The organism is Bacillus sp. AFS031507 (genome assembly GCF_002584635.1).
Lineage (GTDB): Bacteria > Bacillota > Bacilli > Bacillales > Cytobacillaceae > Neobacillus.
Genome location: NZ_NUOW01000013.1, coordinates 52,810 through 72,871 on the forward strand (window position 1 = coordinate 52,810; position 20,062 = coordinate 72,871).

Genomic DNA, 20,062 nt, shown 5'->3' on the forward strand with positions numbered 1-20,062 from the left:
CACCTCATCCATTATTCACCATCTGCATGGCAATCTTCCTAACATTGGTTACACTTAATCCATAGTGTTCAAACACTTCAGCTGTTTTTCCTGCAACAGCTGGTTCGTCTGGCAGACCAAGAATCTTGACAGGTATCGGGTGGCTTTGTGAAACAACCTCAGCTACCGCTGAACCTAAACCGCCATAAATGCTATGCTCTTCGATGGTGATAATACTTCCTGTTTCCTGAGCAGCCCTTAGAATTGCTTCCTTATCTAACGGTTTGATCGTATGCATATTGATAACCCGACAATCGATTCCTTCCTGTTGAAGGGCTTCTGCGGAATCTAATGCAATTCTGACCGTCTCGCCAGTTGCAATAATGGTTATATCTGTTCCTTCTTTCATCGTCACTGCTTTACCAATTTGAAACTCATAGTCTTCAGATACATATGAATCTTCAACTGGATTGCGACCAATCCGAAGATATACCGGTCGATCATATTCAACTAATGCTTTAATCATTTTTTTCGCCTCATGACGATCCGCTGGCATCATTACATCTAGACCAGGAATGGCACGGGTCACAGCGAGATCCTGCAGAGAATGGTGAGACATGCCTAGTGCACCATAACTAACGCCGCCGCTAATGCCGATTAGTTTCACATTTGTATTGGAATACGCAACATCTACTTTGATTTGTTCAATACTTCTCATGCTTAAAAAACAAGCAGGTGATGCAACAAATGGTTTTTTACCAGAAGCCGCCAAGCCCGAAGCAATCCCAACGAGATTTTGTTCTGCAATTCCGACCTCTACAATTTGATGCGGTAATTCTTTCCCAAAATTCACAAGAGAAGCTGATCCTCTGGAATCACTGGTTAAGACTAAAATATCTCTATTTTCTTTCGCTAATTCTTCTAAAACCTCACTGATAGCTTGACGATTAGCGATCATATTTCCTTTTACACTTTTTAAAGCCTCTTTAGTCATTGTAGCACCTCCAGTTGCTTTGAAAGTTCTTCCATTGCTAATTCATATTCTTCTTTATTAGGTACGTAATGATGCCATTTTGCTACATTTTCAGCAAATGAAATTCCCTTACCTTTGACTGTATTGGCAACAATCATCGTTGGTTTTCCGCTCACTCTAGGCGTATTGCTCAAAACTTCTACTAACTGTTCGATATTATTTCCATCTACTTCTACGACTTCCCAGCCAAACGATCTCCATTTATCCCCTAACGGTTCAAGGGACATAACATCCTCGGTACTTCCTGTTATTTGCAATCTATTGCGATCAATAATAGCGACTAAATTATCCAGCTTGTACTGTGAAGCAGCCATAGCCCCTTCCCAAACTGACCCTTCTGCCTGCTCGCCGTCCCCCATTAAGGTATAGACTCGGTACGATTTTTCATCCATTTTGGCAGCCAAGGCCATACCAACTGAGATTGGCAACCCATGTCCCAACGCACCTGTATTCATTTCTACACCAGGCACTTTATTGTTCGGGTGACCTATTAATCTTGTATTAAATTGAGAGAATGTTTTTAATTCCTCTTTTGGAAAAAACCCCTTATCTGCTAATATCGCCCAGTATGATTCAACGGCATGCCCTTTACTCTGTATATATCGATCACGATTTTCCCATTTAGAATTCTTTGGATCCACATTCATAATATGATAGTAAAGAACCGTTAAGATATCGGTATTGGAAAGAGAGCCACCTGTATGACCGGTACCCGACTCATAAATCATTTTTAGCAGTTCCATTCGAATTTCTGTTGCTTTACGTTTTAGAAACTCAATTTTACTCATCCTTTTTACCCCCAGCTTTATTTATTAAGGTCGCTCCCACGAAGCCATGCTCTAATTTCACTTTCAGTTGGATCTACTGGATCAGGATTCAACCCAGGAATATATTCACATGCCTCAAACAGGACCGGGATAACGTTCGCGTGGACACCTACTGAGTGGTGAATATATGGTCCTTTCACTAACTTTTCTTCCCATAATGGCCAGTCATTTACTTCCACCCAAACGTATGAACCTCTGGTGAATGGACCTTCAATGCCCTTTGCTTTTCCAAGAAAGATAGAATATTCACCATGATCTCCGTCAAAACGTGCAAGCGTCATTTCTCCACCCTTTATTTCTCCTTCATGAGTTCCTGGAGAATGATCATCAAATAAGAAATGTTTGTTTAGCTTTGGCTTTTCTTCTACACTTAACGATACAGGGAAATTTCCGCAGTGGAATAATAACTCTCCATTTGGATTTTCAGGATGACGTACTGTAATATCTGCGAAAAACGTTGGTTTTGTATTTAATGTAGCTGCTTGAACCATAATGGAAGTTATCGCACCATGTATATCTGTTTCACAGGTTACTGGGATTTGTTCGTCTGTCAAAATCGCATTTGCCAAACATGGCATAATGCCAATAATATCTTGTAAGGTTGACCAGCATTGAATCGCAATCGCTGTACTTCCTGTATCTGCAGCCATTTGTTTCATCGCTACTTTTAATGAAGCGATTCGCCGGACATCCTGTTCTGTTACTCCACTCCAATCAAGCTTTTCCTTGATATAGCCAATTGCTTCATCTAATTCTGGGCTATCAGACTTTTCTATCTTCAATGTTCCTTTTTTCAACTCTTCGAGAGTGATCGGATGAATTTGTATTCCAAACGTCTCTAACAATTCACCCTCATTGCAGATAACAGACCAAAAGTCAGAGGGCCTAGTCGATATTTGCAAGATTCGTAGATTAGTAAATTGCTTTACAACATTGGCTGCACCAATAAAATTCTTAAACCCGCGTTCAAAAACAGGGCTATCCACACTGCAATTCGTAATATATGTAAACTTAACATTAAATCTTCTTAGCACTTTACCAGTTGCAAAAATTCCGCATTGTGAATCACGAAGGCGCATCCCATCTTCCAGTGGAGCCTCATCCCTTGGACCCCAAAGTAAAACAGGTTTTCCAATTGCTTTTGCTACTCGTGCAACAATATCCTCTGTTCCAAAGTTACAGTGTGGGAAGAATACAGCATCCACCTCTGCATCTCTAAATCGTTTAATAATGGCCGGTTCTTCTAATCGTTCATGCAACAACCCTTCTTCATTAATCCCTTCCAAATCAACAATTTCCATTTCCAATCCAAAGCTCTCAATTTTCTCTCTTATTAATTGTTTAAACTTCAATGCATCTTCTTTACTAAATACAAATCTTCGAGTGGGTGCGAATCCAAGCTTAATCTTTTCCATTCCCTATGCCTCCTAAGCAATTTCACATCAACTAAATTCAACTAAACATACTAAAACACTCATTTTATTTAAAGCGCATTCAAAAAACAAAAATGTTAAATAAACTAAAATTATTTATCTTATATAAACTACTTTAGTCAATAATATCAACAATTAAATTATCAGTCAATTATTTTGATAAATTTATTTAGTTGATTTCTTAGTTTTATGTAAACTTTTTTATTTAAGCAATTTTAATAACTTTCTCTTGAAACGTATAAATACTACCGAATTACTACTGAATATTTGTATATAAATTGATTTATTTTACTAAACATCCACTGAAAAAACTTGTCTTATGCTATAATCAAATGAAATAAGTTTATAAAACAGATCAGTACTTTTATCAACTAGGTAGGTGTTATATTTATGAAAATAGATGATATTGCTAAATTAGCCAATGTCTCAAAATCCGCTGTCTCTCTGGCGTTGAATGGAAAAAATGGGGTAAGTCAAAAAACGCGCGAGAAAGTCTTACGAATCGCACAAGAACATGGATACATTCCGCGCCCTATTATTAAAGCTGATCAATATTTTCAGCCAAACACAAAATTATTGAGATTTATTGCTTGCACAAATGCAGGAATAGTAACAGAGCAATATGAATCGCTCCCTTTTTTTATGGAGTTAATTCATAATCTTGACAAACAAATCGGCTCCAGTGGTTATTCTCTGTTGGTTTCATCTATCAGTATAGAAAGCCTTCAAGAAGAAGTATCGAGGCTCGAACAAGAACAAAAATCGGCAGGCATATTATTGTTAGGTACCAACTTAACGCCAGAGCAAATTAATCTAGTTGCAGACATACAGCCAAATATCGTTGTCCTGGATACTTGTTTTGAAACGTTAGATGTAAACTTTGTCGTGATGAACAACGTATATGGTGCGTACCAGGCAGGACAATATTTAATGGAGTTGGAACACCAGCAAATTGGTTATGTAGGGTCAAATACAAGAATGTATAATTTTGACATGAGGAAAAAAGGCTTTTTGCAAGCACTCACTGAAAACGGTTTAAAAATTGCCGAAAGTAATTACTTTTCATTATCCCCAACAGTGATTTCATCCCAAGATGCTTTTAAAGAAAAAATCAATAAACGGATGGGTCAATTACCCACTGCCTTATTTTGTGAAGCGGATTATATGGCCATTAGCGTAATTAAATCGCTCACTGAATTAGGTATAAAAGTCCCGGAGGACATTTCTGTTATCGGCTTTGATAACATTTTTGAATCACAAGTGATTACTCCTGAACTAACGACAATACATGTAAAAAAAGACAGGATCGCATTACTATCAGTAGAAAAACTAATTAGACAGATTGAAAATAATGACTCTGATAAAATAAAATTGTTTGTTGATACAGAACTCATTGAAAGGAATTCATGTGCAGTAAACAAAGAAACAAACTAGGAAGGATTAAATCAAAATTTGGTTTTAATACAACCTCTATTCGGAACTTTACAGACTCCGATTGGTGAATTTTGAACCCCTGTTGGTTGCCATGGCAAAAACCCACGGAATGTAATTTTCCGTGGGTTACTTATTTTTAAAATAAACTTGTGAGACAGCTTAAATTTGTTTTTTTTAATGCGGTTATTGTAATCCTTTCCATTAGGATTTCTTTGGGTCAAGCAAAAATTTTTCCTGCTACTAAACACGCTAAACAAATTTTAGTTTATATAATGAATTCTTTTCCTTATAGAAACTTTAAGCAGAGTAATTTGAACTAAAATATATCTTATTTATTTGCCCCCCTACTCAGTGAGAAGGGGGGCAAATAAGGTGTAATCTACTTATTTCTTAACAAAATTAGTTTCATTACTACCCGAGAATCGATTTAATTCGTCCATCAGATTTGTTAGCATTTCTTCTGTAAACGCACCCATGCTGAAGTTGACTAATGCACGAAGAGGCATATATTTCATCATGGCTTCCATCATTTCGGCAGCATCCCCTTCATTTGCTCCTAAATTCGGGAATGGATTGTGTTTATTTAATAATTCCGTCGCTAACGGTAGTAAAATTGGATCTGCCAGCAAATCACCAATTAAGGTATTGCGGTGAACCTGCTTTCTAATGGAAACTGTTGATTGAACAACGATGATATCTTTAAGGACAATCTCTTGCGACGATTCTCCTACTAAAATTTCAAACTCTCCTGTTTCCACATGCCAGTCTTTCATTTCCACATTATAGTAAGCAAATGCTCGCTTATTTAATAAGAACGTAACCGTTTTTTCCTCACCTGGCTGCAAGTCTACTTTTTCAAAGCCTTTCAGCTCTTTTTCAGGTCTGTTGACACTGCTCTTAACATCTTTTACGTAAAGCTGCACAATCTCTTTTCCAGCACGATCACCTGTATTTTTAACGGTTACACTGACTGCCACCGTTTCGGTATCTTGAATCTCTTTTTGACTGATTGAAAGATTGCTATATTCAAAAGTAGTGTAGCTTAATCCAAATCCGAACGGGAATTGCGGTTCAACTTTTTTCGTATCATAGTAACGATAACCGACAAAAATACCTTCCTTGTATTCCACTTTGTCGCCTTCTCCCGGGAAGTTCAAGAAAGAAGGGTTATCGCTTAATTGTTTAGGGAACGATTCTGCCAATTTTCCGCTCGGATTTGCATCGCCAAATAATAAATCTGCGATGGCACCTCCAAGTGCTTGTCCGCCTAAATAAGCTTCAAGTATACCTCTTACTTTTCCAATCCATGGCATTTCAATCGGTGAGCCGTTGCTTAACACGACAATGATATTGCGGTTCACTTCCGCTACTGCTTCGACTAATAGACGGTGGTTTTCTGGCATGCGCAAATGTTCGCGGTCATAGCCTTCCGATTCATACCGATCAGGAAGCCCGGCAAAAAGGATCACCGTATCAGCTTGAGCCGCCACTTCTTTTGCTTCTGCAAGAAGCGTTCCGTCAATTTCGTCAGAGTCGAGACTGTATCCTTGAGCATATAACACATTCGTGTTTTTACCAGCAGTTTTTTCGATTTCTTCCACAATGTTTTCAAGCTTTGTCGGTTTTACATGAGAACTTCCCCCGCCTTGATATCTTGGCTTTTTAGCAAATTCTCCAATAACGGCAATGGTTCCTTCTTTTTTCAGCGGAAGAATTGCTTCTTTATTTTTTAATAACACCATGCTTTCCCTTGCCATTTCTCTGGCAAGCTGGTGATGGGCATCTTTGTCATAGACAGCATTTTCTTTTTTATGATCAACGGCCATAAAAATAATCCGCAATAATCGTTCAACTGCTTTATTGAGTTTTTCTTCAGACAGTTTACCACTCTTCACAGCGTCGACAATCTTTTGGTCACCGATGCCATTACTAGATGGCATTTCAAGTTCCAATCCGGCTGATAATCCTTCTGCACGTTCATTCACCGCACCCCAGTCGGAAACGACAAAGCCTTCAAAACCCCATTCATCTTTCAGAATCTCATTTAACAAATATTCATTTTCAGAGGCGTATTCACCGTTTACTTTGTTGTAGGAGCACATAACTGTCCATGGCTGGGACTGTTTGACCACGCCTTCAAAACTGGCCAAATAAATTTCGCGTAATGTTCTTTCATCAACAACAGCATCCGTTGACATCCTGCGGTGCTCCTGGTTATTAGCTGCAAAGTGTTTCAAAGATGTTCCGACTCCCTGGCTTTGAACCCCTTTAACATGGTTGGCCGCCATTTCTGAAGCTAAATAAGGATCTTCAGAGAAATACTCAAAGTTTCTTCCACAAAGCGGTGAACGCTTAATATTCACTCCTGGTCCAAGTAAAACCGCAACATCCTCTGCCTGGCACTCCTCACCTAGAGCTATCCCTACTTTTTCAATGAGTTCGCGATTCCAAGAGCTGGCCATTCCGGCAGCTGACGGAAAACAAGTGGACGGGACACTGTTATAAATCCCTAAGTGGTCTGCACCCTGTGCCTGCTTGCGAAGACCATGCGGCCCATCTGTCACCATAAGAGATGGAATCCCTAGTCGTTCAATCCCTTTTAAATGCCAGAAATCTAATCCAGAGCATAGGCTCGCTTTTTCTTCTAATGTCATTTGTGAAATTAATTGTTTGATATCTCGCATTGTGAACCTCCTAGTATGGTTAATAGAAAACGCTTTCTATTTTTATATTGTATTAATTTCTCGTTGTTAGTTATGGTAATATTTATCGAAAAATAGTATTATCTTATTAACTAAATTAAATAATATTGAATTCGTTTACTTTAAAAGGGGAACTAACTAAGCATGCCATATCTTAATAGAGACCACTTAGAGTATATTTGCAGGCATATGAATGAGACTTTGAAAATTCCTTTTTACCTATTTGATTCAACCGGTGAATTACTTTTTGAATCCTCATCAGGTTATAGACAAAACCCACTAAACCTTGCAAAAATAGACTATTTAAGACAGCTAATGAGGAACGATGATTCATCAGAATACCCGATCATCAAATCGACTAAATTACTTGAAAATTACTTGATTGTTAATTTACAGGGTGGAGATACATTCCAAGGGAGTATTATTGGCGGTCCATCCGTTTTTACTAATTACTCTGAAGACATGATAAGAAGGATGAATCATGACCTTGGATTTTTTATCGATCAAGAATTCATTATTCTTTACTATCAATCACTTCCAGTTATGAAGCTACATGACTTGGCACGTGCCGGTATCCTTGTCCACTATATGATCTATCATCAATTACTGGATACAGAAAATGTTATCAAACAAAATCAAATAATGGAGCATCAGGAGGTTCTTACTGAAAGTCCCGACTTGGAAATATCTTTAAGACGTCAAAATACTAAATTCCATCATGATTATTTAATTGAAAAGAAACTTTTTGGAGCAATAACAAAAGGAAAAAAAGAGGAACTGTTAAACTATTTGAACATCGCTAATGAGGAATTTGAATATGGAGTCCTATCAAAGAATAGCCAATTAAGAAGTGAAAAGAATTTAACCATTTCAGGCATTACCTTAGCCACTAGAGCTGCAATGGAAGGCGGTTTATATCCAGAAATCGCCTATTCCTTAAGTGATTTATATATTCAAAGACTCGAAGAATTACAGGATATTCATGAGGTAAAGAAATTAATGGAAAAAGCATTTGGTGACTTTGCTGAAAGAGTTCACACAAGCCAAATTGAACAGTATTCTAAACCTATCTCACTCTGTCAGAATTTTATTTTTAACCATGTATATGAAAACATTACATTGTCTCAATTATCAGAGCAGGTACAATTGACTCCAAATTATTTATCCTCGCTTTTTAAAAAAGAAACAGGAGTTTCTTTGAGCGAATATATTCAAAAAGTGAAAATAGATGAAGCAAAAAATTTATTAACATTAACTTCCTATTCTCTTTCCGAAATTTGTACTCTATTAAACTTTACGGATCAAAGCTATTTTATAAAAGTGTTTAAGAAATTTACAGGTGTTACCCCCAAGCATTTTAAAGATAATCCTATAAATTAAAGAGACCGTGTATGTCTGCCACGGTCTCTTCAAAAATTATAAATGAATTTAGTAATCAGCTATCTGTTCATTTACGTTTTGCTCGTCTGGCTTCTAATTCAGCAATAATTTCATGATGCGGCTTTTCCCATTTATAGACAAAAGCCATAATAAGGATGGATACAACACTAAAAATAATTGGCAGCCAAAGGTAGCTAAGAGAAATCATTTGCAGAGTAGTCTCTGTTTGCTGTTGATTAGCAACGTAACCACCGGCAGCCAGTAACCAAGCAGGAATCGCACCACCCAGTCCAGATCCTAATTTAATTCCTATTCCTGCAGCTGATACAAGGATCCCCTGGGCACGGACTCCTGATTTCCACTCACCATAGTCAACAGTATCTGCCATTAAGGTAAACAGTAACCCTGCTGGCAATCCCATACCGATGGATCCTATGATCGTTCCAGCAATAATTATCGATACATTATCTCCACCTATAAAGATGATTAATTGACCAATGATATTGATAGCAATTCCTGTATTAATTAATAGTACTTTACTAAATTTCTTTGTTAAGAAAGGCACTGCCAAAATACCAACAAGTGAAAACATTGCAAGGGTGTTGACCGTAGAAATGATTTCAGGCTTACCGATGTTATAAGTCATGTAATAAATTCCGGCAGACAATTTCATGATATACAACATGAAGAAGACGATTCCTAATAAGGAAACAGCCATCCATGGGCGATTGCCTTTTATTGCTTTTAGACTTTCTTTTACAGGAATAGCTTCGTTACCAGAGATATTTTGAACACGTTCTCTTGTGTTTAGGAAGGTAACAAAGAACAAGATTAAACCAATAACAGAGAATAGTGCCATCGCATAGAAGAAACCTTTTTGCTGATTGCCAGCACCAAAATAAGCAACGAGTGGTAATAAAGATAAGTTAACAATTAATCCGCCCACCTGTCCGCCTAACATACGGAACACATTGGCAACGGTTCTTTCCTGAACATCGCTTGACATACTTGGGAGCATTGTTGTTAATGGGTTATTAACGGCTGCATATAACACATTGGCTGTAATATAAAATATGTAAGCGTAGGCCAATTTACCGGAAGCGCTTAATTCCGGTCCCATAAAGAGAAGGATGGAAACAATCGTAAATGGAATACTGGACCACAATATCCAAGGTCTTGATTTTCCCCATTTAGTATTTGTCCTATCGATCAAGACCCCAAAAATCGGACTATCAATCATATCTACAAATCTTGCAATTAACATTAAGGTACCAACTGCAGCCGCCCCAATTCCAAAAACATCCGTAAAGTAATACGTTAAATAAGTGGTTATAACCGTGTAAATTAAGTTTGAACCCGTATCTCCCAAACCGTAACTAACTTTTTCTAATAAGGACAGCTTTTGATTTGTACTTGAAGTATGGTTTACTTTTAGTAAATCTTGTTCTCTTAATGCCATGGTTTTTCCTCCTTAGATAGTTAAAACGTTTTCATTTTTGTTGATTTTTAATTTGTCATACTCTTTTCAACATGAGGTAAAATAATAAATTAATTTATTTTGTATTTTTAAAGCGCTTTATTTATTTATAGTATAAATAGATAGGAAGCTAGTTTATGGTATTATTTTAGGATAAATAGTATTTTTTAACTTTTATCAAAAATAAATAAATATTCTGAGATTACCTTATAAGGATAGTGAAATTACATAAAAATGGTCCAGGATAGCACCTGGACCATAGAAGAAATAATTATAGCTCAATTCTTAAAATGACTACACTATAAGCAGGGATTTCATACATATTACTATCCAACTGCAATACAGTTTCAAGAGGAATTACCTTGTTAGGGTCTTCCATTGTATTTGTATTGTTTGGATCGTCAGAGGTTAAAATAATCTGCTTACCCACTAGTTTCTCTTTCCCCTCAATATCAATCAATGTTCGTAGATTAAACTCAGAGGCATTAACTAATTTGACGATTACCTCATTATTCTTTTCATCAAGGGTGGTTACGGAAGTGAGATACGGTATGGTTACTATTTTATACTCATGCACCAGCCGACCATCAAGATAGCAATAAATAGAATCATTTGTAACTTTGGCACATAAATGATGAGCACCATCTGGATTAACATTCACAGCTTGATTAGGGGTCAGCTTCACTCGAGACCATCCATTGATATGAAGTAACCGACTCTCACCATTTGAGTCTAACTCCCAAAGAATATAGTTTTGCTGCCATTCTTTTGTGCTGTCAAGCAGTCGAATTTTTAGCCCCTGTTGCCCTAGCGTTGCATCCATAGTAACTGTATATTCTTTCCAAGAAGGTTCGCCAATCCGCAGTACATTCCATTCAAGGCGAGTTAATGAGTTATCTTCTGTTAAGTTTTCACTCTTAAATAGAAGTTGGTCACCACTTGTAATGCTTATTTCTTTAATCTTCTGAAGGTCATTTTGTGTGATTGCTACTTCACCTTTAAATGAAGGGAAGCGACTTTCTGTTTCTACTTTACTTTCTAGGACTATATCTCCCCTGTTTTCTGCAAACAATTTTTGAACATGATAGGATGGCGATACATACGAATCCGTTCCATTAAAATAAATGAGATTAGGTGTCCAGTTAATATGATTGACATTTGCAAATAATGGAGCGTAGGAAGACATCACGACAATATCCTGATTTCGTTCCATCCCTGTCATAAACGCAGCTTCACTTATCGCTCCTTTGAGAGCGCCCGCTCCATTGCCAAGTATCATTGCATATTCGCCAACATAGATCTTCGGACCATTCCGATCATAACTATCATACATATCGTGATACATGACATAATAATCAAAATCAGCATAAAAATGCTCATCTACTATTTCGACCGGCAAGCCTTTCGTCTCTGTTCCTACCTCCCAATGTGTATTCCAAATTGTGATAATTTCAGGATATTTTGCTTTTACTGCCTCATAAAACAATTTGTAGCGGACATTGTATTCGGGTCCAAAATTTTCATTCCCTATTTCGATATATTTCAAATTAAAAGAAGCTGGATGGCCGTTTTCAGCACGAAGAGAACCCCACTTGCTTGTAACAGGTCCATTCGCATACTCGATCGCATCCAGCATGTCCTGAATCCATTCATCAAGATCTTCTATTGGGACCTGCTCTCCTGGTCTTCCTTGACAAGTGAGCCCGCAGTTTACGACGTACATAAGCTCTAAGCCAAGATCCTCTGCCATTTGTAAATACTCATGGTAGCCTAAACCATTTGTTGACCGGTAATGCCAGAGCGTCCAGTGAGAACTCCTCTCGGTTACATCCCCTAGCGTTTTCTTCCAGCGAAAAGCCGTTTCCACTGAGAAACCTTCTACAAAGCACCCACCAGGAAATCTCAAAAAATTCGGCTTAAGGTCTGTAACCCTGTCAACTAAATCTGGTCGTAAGCCATTTTTCCTTTCCATAAAGGTTTTTTGGGGAAATAATGAAACAAACTCAAGCCAAAAAGTTCCTCTTTCATTCGTAGAGAATGCTAGAATTCCTTCTGACTCCTCGCCGTTACTTTCTAATACCAGCTCATATTTCTGCCAATTTTCGGATACTATTTCACAAGGTTTTGAGAACAATTTTACACCTTTTTTATTTTCAAGAGTGATTTCCAAATCTCCCGAAAATGTGGCGTCCTTTTTTGCATAGAAAGATAAATTGTATCTTTCATTTTTTTTCAAGGGGATTCCCCAAAATCCTTCATTATATACTGAAATCCATTTATCCAATGATTCTTCAATCTCTACCCTGAGAGAAAGAGGATTTTCATTATTAATAGGGTCATTTCTATCTAGGGAAATGCCTGCTTTACTATTCGGATCATCCGTGCGGAGATGCCAGCCTGGGATTGATCCCGGGGCTTCTTCAAAAGGTGAAACCCACCCTGCCGGTGAATGCAATTCACATCCCTCTACTTCGCAGCGGTCAGGAATGATCGTATCCTCAAAAGACCTATTTCGAATTAACTCCCCATAAATTCCTCCATCACCAGCACGGTTAATCTCCTCGAAGAAAAGACCATATAATGATAGACTTACAGGAAATTTTTTAGCTTTCGTATCAATGATTACTTTTGCTGACTTATTCAACAAAATCCCTCCAACTGAACAATTTCTTCATAATTTTTTATTGATTTTTAACTATTATTAATGATAAAAAAGGTGACCCCGGTATTAAAACCGGAGTCATTGGTTTACTTTAGAACAATCGTGTTAAAAGATTCAGGTTTTAAATCAAATTGATAGGATTTGCCTTGATATTCAAATACTAATTCCCGTTGTTTTTTTAGTGGATTGTTCACAATTAAGACAATGGAATTATCGGGATTTTGGAAAGCTAGCGAATGGGCCGTAAGATGACCGTTTGTTTCTAGTCTGACTGCTCCATTTTTCACAAAATGAGAATGGTGTTTTACTACATAAAATTCAGGATTATATGTGAAGTTGTTCGTTTCTGGATCCACGGTGATCATGGAATTTTGTTCCCAGCCCCAAGTGCTGCGGCCTTTAGGCTCTAGAACCGCATTCCAGTAAACATATCCATTAGCCCCATTGACAAAGTAATGGCGGAACAGGTTGCTGACATATTGAGCGTATTCCCAAGTATTTTTGCCGTTTCCACATTCATTTTCCGTTTGCAGAAAACGTATTTCAGGGTAGCTCTCTGCTGTCCGCTGGATCGCATGTTTTCCAGCCCATTGATAGCCAACACCACTGATATACTTATAGGCTTCAGGATCACTGAGTACAAGACCTGCGTACACATCAAAATCAGATGTCGTATCCGTCATTAACTCTTGCCAAGGTTCGGGTGCATTGATGGTCCCCAGCCAGATTTCTGTTGCAAGATTGTGCTTTTCAAAAGCGGGTCCAAGATAGTCTCGAATAAATTCCTGTAATTGTTCCCCTGTCCACTTACAAGAAGGAAATTTCTGGTCAGCCATTACTTCGTTTTGCACATGAATTTGGTTAATTTTTATTCCTTCGTTTTCATACGATTGGACAAATTTAACAAAATAAAGCGCGTAAGCCTCAAGTACTTTTTTCTCCCAGCGCAGTGTTCCATAATTATAAGCTTTCGGAAATTTCAGCCAAGTAGGAGGGCTCCAAGGTGAAGCGAAAAATTTCATATCCGGATTTCTTTTTTGTGCCTCACGAATGTATGGGATGAGATATTTTTGATCCCTTTCAATCGAGAAATGCTCCATCTCATAGTCGTCATCGGTTTCATTATGACTATACCATTCCAAAGCATAATCACTTGCACCGATTGGCAGGCGGCAAAGCGTAAACTGACAGTCTCCATCTGTCGCGAATAAAGAATCTAGCACTCTTGTACGATCCTCTTCAGACAGGGATTGAAGCGAATACATTCCTAGTTCATTAAAACAGCTGCCAAAGCCTTCAACGACACGGCCTTTATTAGCTGTTATGATTAAATTACGTTGGTTATCAGTAGTTTCAACAGGTTCCTTCGTTTGCCAATAATTATCACGAGTGGATTCAAACCATAAAACACTTTTTTCAGTCATGAATTCCATTCCTTTCAATTGCTAGTTTTAATTTATGTAAACGGTTTAATACTTGTCAGTTTATATCTTTTTTTAAAATATTTATGGTATTTTTTACGGAAAAATAGTATTTATCTTAGTCTATTGTCGAACAAGAACTAGTTTTTTATTTAACTCATCTAATTTTTCTGAAGAAGAAAACGAAGTGAATAATGGGAAATTAATTAATTCTTCCAATGATTTTTCAATAAATTGATCATTTTTTACAATCGGGTTATTTACGATTTCTGGCAGATTATTATTAATAATTTCTTTTGTTTCTTCATTGTTTAGAAGCTCTTTTAAACTACTGTTTGTGCTATAAGTTAAGATATAAGATTTTGTCGGTAGATATTGAAATACATATGTGCCTGCAGTAAGCTCACATAGAACTTCCTTACTATCCTGCTTAGCTTCCAAACCTCGATTAACGAGCAAGTCGCCATTTACCTTAATAGTTTCCAAAGCAGCATCAGGCAGGAAAACTTTAGCTGAAGTATTGAATGGTACAACAAAGCTAAAAGTTAACGACCCATCCTCTTTTAATTCCCAGCCGCTCTCAATATATCCAGACGGAGAAGAAAATTTCGCCTTGGCGTAGGATAATTTTCCATATGGTTTAGGACAAAGTTTAATCTTTCTAAACCCAGGTGCATCTTCAACCGGATTGATTCCGCACATATAACGATACATCCACTCAGCAATCGAACCATAAGCGTAGTGATTTAATGAGTTCATTCCTGTTCCACTAATGCTTCCGTCTGGAAGCACTGAGTTCCATCGTTCCCAAATCGTTGTAGCACCAAGTTTGACCGCATATAACCAACTTGGAAAATCATCATTTAACAATAAAGTATACGCATAATCATTAGCTTCATTTTCAGATAATACGTAACAGAAATAGGGCGTACCGACAAATCCTGTTTGTAAGTGCATTTTATCCTCACGAAGCTTAGCCATTAAATCTTCTATTAACCTTAGCCGAAAGCTTTCTGGTACCAAGTCCATATATAAGGCAACAATCATGGCGGTTTGAGTATTAATCGCACTTCTGCCATTTGGCGTAAAATATTCCTTCATGATTGCTTCTTTAATTTCAATTGCTAGATTGTCATATTGTTTCGCCATTCCAGTGTTACCCAAGACCTTTGCTGCTTTTGCCACTAGCTGTGCCGAATAACAATAATAAGCGGAAGCAATATAATAAGAATCGGTTCCACCCATAGGGCTTTGAGGATCCCTTCCATCTAATGCCAGCCAATCACCAAAATGGAAACCAACCTGCCACAGTCTCTTTGCACCTGATTCATCATCCACTTTTTTGATATAATCCACCCAGTCCTTCATTGCATCGAACTGCTGACGAAGAAGCTCTTTATCTCCATAGTACGTATATAATGTCCACGGAATAACAGTCGCAGCGTCACCCCATGCAGCTGACCCACTACCTGAAATAAAACCGTTTCCATCCTTTGGCTTTACGACAGGTACTGTGAAAGGTACGGAACCGTTTAACCTTTTCTGTTCTTCATGTAAATCAAACATGTATTTTTGGTAAAATGCAGGCGAATACATATTGTAGCAGGCTGTAGGGGCAAACACCTGTGCATCACCTGTCCAGCCCATCCGTTCATCCCGCTGCGGACAATCTGTAGGTACATCAAGAAAATTTCCTTTTTGTCCCCATAACGCATTTTGGAATAATCGATTTACCATTGGATTTGAAGTTTCAATTGTTCCCGTTTGTTCAATTTCACTGTAAATAACACAGCCAGTAAAGTCATCCAGGTTTATGTCTCCTTCAAAACCAGTAAGCTTTACATATCGGAAGCCATAGAAGGTGAAGTGAGGCTGGACCTCTCTTACACTTCCGTCAGAAATATAAACATATTCAGCTTTGGCCTCTCGCAAATTTTCGCGATAAAAATTTCCATTTTGAAGAATTTCACCGTATTGGAGCTGTAATATGCTTCCTTTCGGTGCATTGGTTTTAAAACGCACCCAGCCGGTAATTACTTGACCAAAATCAAGAACCACCTCTCCAGCAGGTGTATGTATAATCTCCATTGGTTTTCTTTCTTCCATGATTTTGATAGGCAAATTTCGTCTGGCTGTAAAACATTCTGTTTTGATTTCCGTTTTCCTTACACTAGTCCATGTACTGTCATCAAAATCAGGCAGCGCCCAGTTTTTACTCTCTAGATTTGCATCATAAATCTCACCATCATAAATGCCGCTAAATGTGATCGGTGCTGGTGCGCTCTTCCAGTCTTCATTCGTAGCAATGATGATGGTAGTTCCATCTTTTAGCGTTACAACGATTTCACCAATGCAAGCAAATTCACTTCCATATAATTCATGATATCCGCCTTCAAATCCAAAACGGCCTTTGTACCAACCATTGCCAAGCATAATACCAATCGCATTTTCCCCGCTCTTCAATACGTCCGTCACATCATAGGTTTGATACTGAAGCCAGAAATCATAAGCATTATAACCCGGAGTAAAATATTCCGCTCCAATTCTCATTCCGTTTATTTCAACATCATATAGACCCACTCCACAAAGATAAGCTCTGGCTGATACAATATCAGCAGGCAGTATAAAGTTTGTTCTAATCAATGGGTGGATTTCCTTATCCAATTCAGGCGTAATCCAATTTCCTTGCCATGACTCATTCATTTTTGCTGTTTCAAACCAGGCAGTTTCACTTGTTTCCACGTCACCAGCATTCCCCCATATAGTTACCCGCCAAAAATAACGAGAACGTGGTTTCAGCTGTAGGTCCGGAGTGTACCCTAAATTATCAATCTCTTGACTTTTCCCGCTATCAAAAAGAATCGATTCGAAGCCTGGATCAGCAGCTATTACCACTCTGGCGGCTGTTTGAAAAACAGAAGGGCTCTCCCCTGACTCGGTCACCCATGAAAGACTTAATCTATCGAATTCAAATCCGAGCGGATTCACAACGTGATTTGTTCTTAAATTACTAATCTCCATTTTTTTACCTCCTAATAAATCGTTTTAATTTCTTCGCATTGGCTTTTGCCTCTAAAATTAATTTACTTTAGTACTGCTTCCCGCGACGGAAAATTTAGCAGCTTTATTCATTTTTGCAAACACATAGTTACTAATCCACATAAGTAAAAATGCAATGAAACTCCCGCTGAAAAAAGGAAGAAGTCCTGGTAATTTTATAAATATAAAACAAAGGAACCCAGTCAGAATTCCCATACAAAACGTCGCCATAGGGTTAACAGTCATTAAAATAAAGGCATTTTTAATTCCTTCTGCCAGGCTGACATCAAAATGGACAAACACTGGAAAAATATATAAGAGAGTAAGTAGAAATATGAGAATAACAATCACATTTGGTATATATAGTAGTTTAAGTGCCTGTACCGTAGTTGCTTCCACGATTCTGATATTAGAATAAATAAAAATACCAACTAAAATAATGACAAGTCCTAATAGATTACCTTTTACAAATTCTTTTTTATAGGTGAGCCAAAAAGTTTTCAAGACTGGAATATCGGACTGCTTTAATATCCATTTACGAACCACTGTAAACATAGCAATAGTGGCAGGAAAAATGCCAAAAGCGATAAATCCCAGCATGGAAAATGCAATCCAAAGAATATTTACATAAGCAAACTTCATGATCCACTCCGAGATACTATAAAAGCCGCGCATAAAACCTTCCATCAGTTATTCCTGGTTACTAAAATCTATAAAAATCTACCCTTCGCCTCCAAACCAAGAAAAGAGACATACCGTGACGATTCTCACGTCATTCCATCAGGAAAGGAATTGAACCCTTGTCATGAACCTGCTGTTCAAGACACCCCGCGGTGCTCTGTTAGAGCCGGCGATTTGCAACAGACCATTCCTTCCATTGGTCAGCCTGCCGCAAAGATTGGATTTTAGTACCAGGACTACACCTCCTTGAATTGTAATTCCTGGTTCTTTATTATTAATGTTTTATGAATCACGTTCCATAGCTTCCAACAATGGTTTTCTTTGAATGTTTCTATATTTCTTAACAACATCCCCATATACTTCCGCCTTTGCTTGCCGTTTTTTGACTTTTTCTCGGATTCTTCCATTGACCCAAGAATGGAAATCAGTTTGGGCTTTACTAGCGTACGTACGTGGTTTAGGACTTCTTGCGGTATTTTTTCATCAAAACCAAGACCTCTTCTCCCAATGACAAAAGCAGCCGCTTCATGAACGGATAAGCCATATTTTTTACTATATTTAAACCGTCCAATGACAGATGTGTAAGCCGGGTTAACCTTTTTTATTTTAAACCCGAATTTAATTCCTCTTGAGATGATGGATTTTTGTATCTTTGTTTTTGCAAACGAATTTACAAGGCGATTGAATCGTTTATTCGTGTCATGATCTTGTTTTAATGTGATATCTTCTATGACCATAGCTCCCACGTTCCAAGTCAAAAGATACTGAATGATGTCTTTTGCGATTTCTCCTGAAATATTGGATCGGCGATTGCTTTTTACATATTCCATTTCATGAAAATAAAAGGTTAGGGATTCTAATAAATTTCCCTGTTTCGTTAAAATAGACACCGCTACTCGATCAATGTTCACATCAATCCCCGCCACTAGATCAGACAGAATCGTTTCATTCCCATTCCGTATTGAACCATAGACAACCTCATCGTAAGTGATATGGACATAGACCTTATTCTTTTTCCGTTTTAACTCAATGGAATAGGGGCTATATTCTTCGAGAGGTTTTTCCTTTGAGATAACACCAACTTCATTGGGGAACACGATCTCAACTATTTCATTGAAAAATTTGTCCGGAACTAGAAGTTTGAATCGTAATCTTGTACTTTTTTTTCGCCCCTCAACTTGCAGTGGATTTGCCACTTCTAGATAAAATTGCTGCTCCTTGTCATCGAATACGATTCGGGTATTCAAATTCCCCTTTTTAGACTTGTCACCACGAGAATAAAGAGTATTAGAACGTAAATCCCTCCATTCATCTCTCGAAATGTTCCCCTTCAATCGCTCATAAAAATTCCTTTTTCCACCAAAGATGACGGTCGGAATCGTCTGATCATTCTGGTGTTTTAATAAAATAGATTCCTTTATTTGAAGCTTTTCTAAGCGGGCACTCAACCCTTTTAAACAGATCTCAAGTGGGACTTTTTTCGGTCTTTTCTTACCTGTCTGATAATCTTCTATTTTCTTGCAGTTTTTTTTAATTTTCCCTTGTACGCCTTCGATTCTTAAGGGGAGAAGTTCTTTTTGACTTGAGATGATGGCTTGGGCTTGCATCACGGCATCTTCAGCATATCTTTTGTTCAAATGAAAGAGGGCACTTACCGATTTAATTAATCTACCTGACTGTTCACCCTCTACTAGGCGATTAAAGGAATACCGCCATGCAGCACAAAAAACAGCCATTAATCGATTTAGTTTTTCAAGCTCTACGGCATTCCCATCATCAATAAGGCAAATTTTCGTTACCTTCATTCCATCCACTCCTTCGGAACAAGTGTTCTATGTTAATTATAGGGATTTATTGGAAGTAATGCAAGAAATTAGTCGCCTTATCTTTGGTAGATTTTAATAATATTTTGTAGTTTCTTATAGATAATTTTAAGCAGTTGAAACCTCCTTTACTTTTACTCTTATCCTAGGAATATATCATTGGAAGGCCAT

The 20,062-nt window shown here is 37.7% G+C and carries 12 protein-coding genes; 2 read left to right on the forward strand and 10 right to left on the reverse strand.

Features of this window, described 5'->3' with window-relative positions:
- Positions 1-4: 4 nt before the first annotated feature.
- Genes COE25_RS12910 through COE25_RS12920 form a run of 3 tightly spaced genes read right to left on the reverse strand, consistent with a single transcriptional unit; the run spans position 5 to position 3,254 of the window.
- Positions 5-973: a transketolase family protein gene (locus tag COE25_RS12910; RefSeq protein ID WP_098932929.1), complete on the reverse strand. Its 969-nt coding sequence runs from the start codon at positions 971-973 to the stop codon at positions 5-7.
- Positions 970-1,800 carry a transketolase gene (locus tag COE25_RS12915; RefSeq protein ID WP_088086489.1) on the reverse strand — a complete coding sequence of 277 codons (831 nt, stop codon included), beginning with the start codon at positions 1,798-1,800 and terminating at the stop codon, positions 970-972. The genes COE25_RS12910 and COE25_RS12915 overlap by 4 nt, the downstream gene beginning before the upstream one ends.
- Before the next feature lie 17 nt (positions 1,801-1,817).
- Positions 1,818-3,254: an L-fucose/L-arabinose isomerase family protein gene (locus COE25_RS12920; RefSeq protein WP_098932930.1), complete on the reverse strand. Its 1,437-nt coding sequence runs from the start codon at positions 3,252-3,254 to the stop codon at positions 1,818-1,820.
- A gap of 408 nt (positions 3,255-3,662) precedes the next feature.
- On the opposite strand from COE25_RS12920, the gene COE25_RS12925 reads away from it, so the two are divergent.
- A complete protein-coding gene (locus COE25_RS12925) occupies positions 3,663-4,706 on the forward strand; it encodes a LacI family DNA-binding transcriptional regulator (protein WP_088086487.1) in 1,044 nt (347 codons plus the stop codon).
- A 383-nt stretch (positions 4,707-5,089) separates the two neighbouring features.
- Here the strand turns inward: COE25_RS12925 and COE25_RS12935 are convergent, their stop codons facing one another.
- Complete coding sequence (locus COE25_RS12935) at positions 5,090-7,390, reverse strand: glycoside hydrolase family 3 C-terminal domain-containing protein (protein WP_098932931.1); 2,301 nt, start codon at positions 7,388-7,390, stop codon at positions 5,090-5,092.
- A 162-nt stretch (positions 7,391-7,552) separates the two neighbouring features.
- Between COE25_RS12935 and COE25_RS12940 the strand changes: the two genes are divergently transcribed.
- Positions 7,553-8,788: a helix-turn-helix domain-containing protein gene (locus COE25_RS12940; RefSeq protein WP_098932932.1), complete on the forward strand. Its 1,236-nt coding sequence runs from the start codon at positions 7,553-7,555 to the stop codon at positions 8,786-8,788.
- Positions 8,789-8,855: 67 nt separating this feature from the next.
- On the opposite strand, the gene COE25_RS12945 is transcribed toward COE25_RS12940, so the two are convergent.
- The 6 genes from COE25_RS12945 to COE25_RS12970 all read right to left on the reverse strand — a co-directional run bounded on the left by COE25_RS12945 (position 8,856) and on the right by COE25_RS12970 (position 19,873).
- Positions 8,856-10,247, reverse strand: a complete 1,392-nt coding sequence (locus COE25_RS12945; protein WP_098932933.1) for a glycoside-pentoside-hexuronide (GPH):cation symporter — start codon at positions 10,245-10,247, stop codon at positions 8,856-8,858.
- Positions 10,248-10,536: 289 nt separating this feature from the next.
- Positions 10,537-12,909, reverse strand: a complete 2,373-nt coding sequence (locus COE25_RS12950) for an alpha-L-arabinofuranosidase C-terminal domain-containing protein (protein WP_098932934.1) — start codon at positions 12,907-12,909, stop codon at positions 10,537-10,539.
- Positions 12,910-13,013: 104 nt separating this feature from the next.
- Complete coding sequence (locus COE25_RS12955; RefSeq protein WP_098932935.1) at positions 13,014-14,351, reverse strand: glycoside hydrolase family 30 protein; 1,338 nt, start codon at positions 14,349-14,351, stop codon at positions 13,014-13,016.
- Between the two features lie 120 nt (positions 14,352-14,471).
- Positions 14,472-17,369, reverse strand: a complete 2,898-nt coding sequence (locus COE25_RS12960) for an alpha-L-rhamnosidase (protein WP_098932936.1) — start codon at positions 17,367-17,369, stop codon at positions 14,472-14,474.
- A 57-nt stretch (positions 17,370-17,426) separates the two neighbouring features.
- The gene (locus tag COE25_RS12965) at positions 17,427-18,074 is read right to left on the reverse strand and encodes a YesL family protein (protein ID WP_098932937.1); all 648 of its coding nucleotides are present in this window, start codon (positions 18,072-18,074) and stop codon (positions 17,427-17,429) included.
- Positions 18,075-18,304: 230 nt separating this feature from the next.
- Positions 18,305-19,873: an IS200/IS605 family accessory protein TnpB-related protein gene (locus COE25_RS12970; RefSeq protein WP_098932938.1), complete on the reverse strand. Its 1,569-nt coding sequence runs from the start codon at positions 19,871-19,873 to the stop codon at positions 18,305-18,307.
- Positions 19,874-20,062 lie beyond the last annotated feature (189 nt).

Bases quoted from the DNA above. Each gene is read 5' to 3' on its own strand.
- COE25_RS12970 (WP_098932938.1), bottom strand. From the start codon at position 19,873: ATGAAGGTAACGAAAATTTGCCTTATTGATGATGGGAATGCCGTAGAG.
- COE25_RS12960 (WP_098932936.1), bottom strand. From the start codon at position 17,369: ATGGAGATTAGTAATTTAAGAACAAATCACGTTGTGAATCCGCTCGGA.
- COE25_RS12910 (WP_098932929.1), bottom strand. From the start codon at position 973: ATGACTAAAGAGGCTTTAAAAAGTGTAAAAGGAAATATGATCGCTAAT.
- COE25_RS12915 (WP_088086489.1), bottom strand. From the start codon at position 1,800: ATGAGTAAAATTGAGTTTCTAAAACGTAAAGCAACAGAAATTCGAATG.
- COE25_RS12925 (WP_088086487.1), top strand. From the start codon at position 3,663: ATGAAAATAGATGATATTGCTAAATTAGCCAATGTCTCAAAATCCGCT.
- COE25_RS12920 (WP_098932930.1), bottom strand. From the start codon at position 3,254: ATGGAAAAGATTAAGCTTGGATTCGCACCCACTCGAAGATTTGTATTT.
- COE25_RS12935 (WP_098932931.1), bottom strand. From the start codon at position 7,390: ATGCGAGATATCAAACAATTAATTTCACAAATGACATTAGAAGAAAAA.
- COE25_RS12940 (WP_098932932.1), top strand. From the start codon at position 7,553: ATGCCATATCTTAATAGAGACCACTTAGAGTATATTTGCAGGCATATG.
- COE25_RS12965 (WP_098932937.1), bottom strand. From the start codon at position 18,074: ATGGAAGGTTTTATGCGCGGCTTTTATAGTATCTCGGAGTGGATCATG.
- COE25_RS12945 (WP_098932933.1), bottom strand. From the start codon at position 10,247: ATGGCATTAAGAGAACAAGATTTACTAAAAGTAAACCATACTTCAAGT.
- COE25_RS12955 (WP_098932935.1), bottom strand. From the start codon at position 14,351: ATGACTGAAAAAAGTGTTTTATGGTTTGAATCCACTCGTGATAATTAT.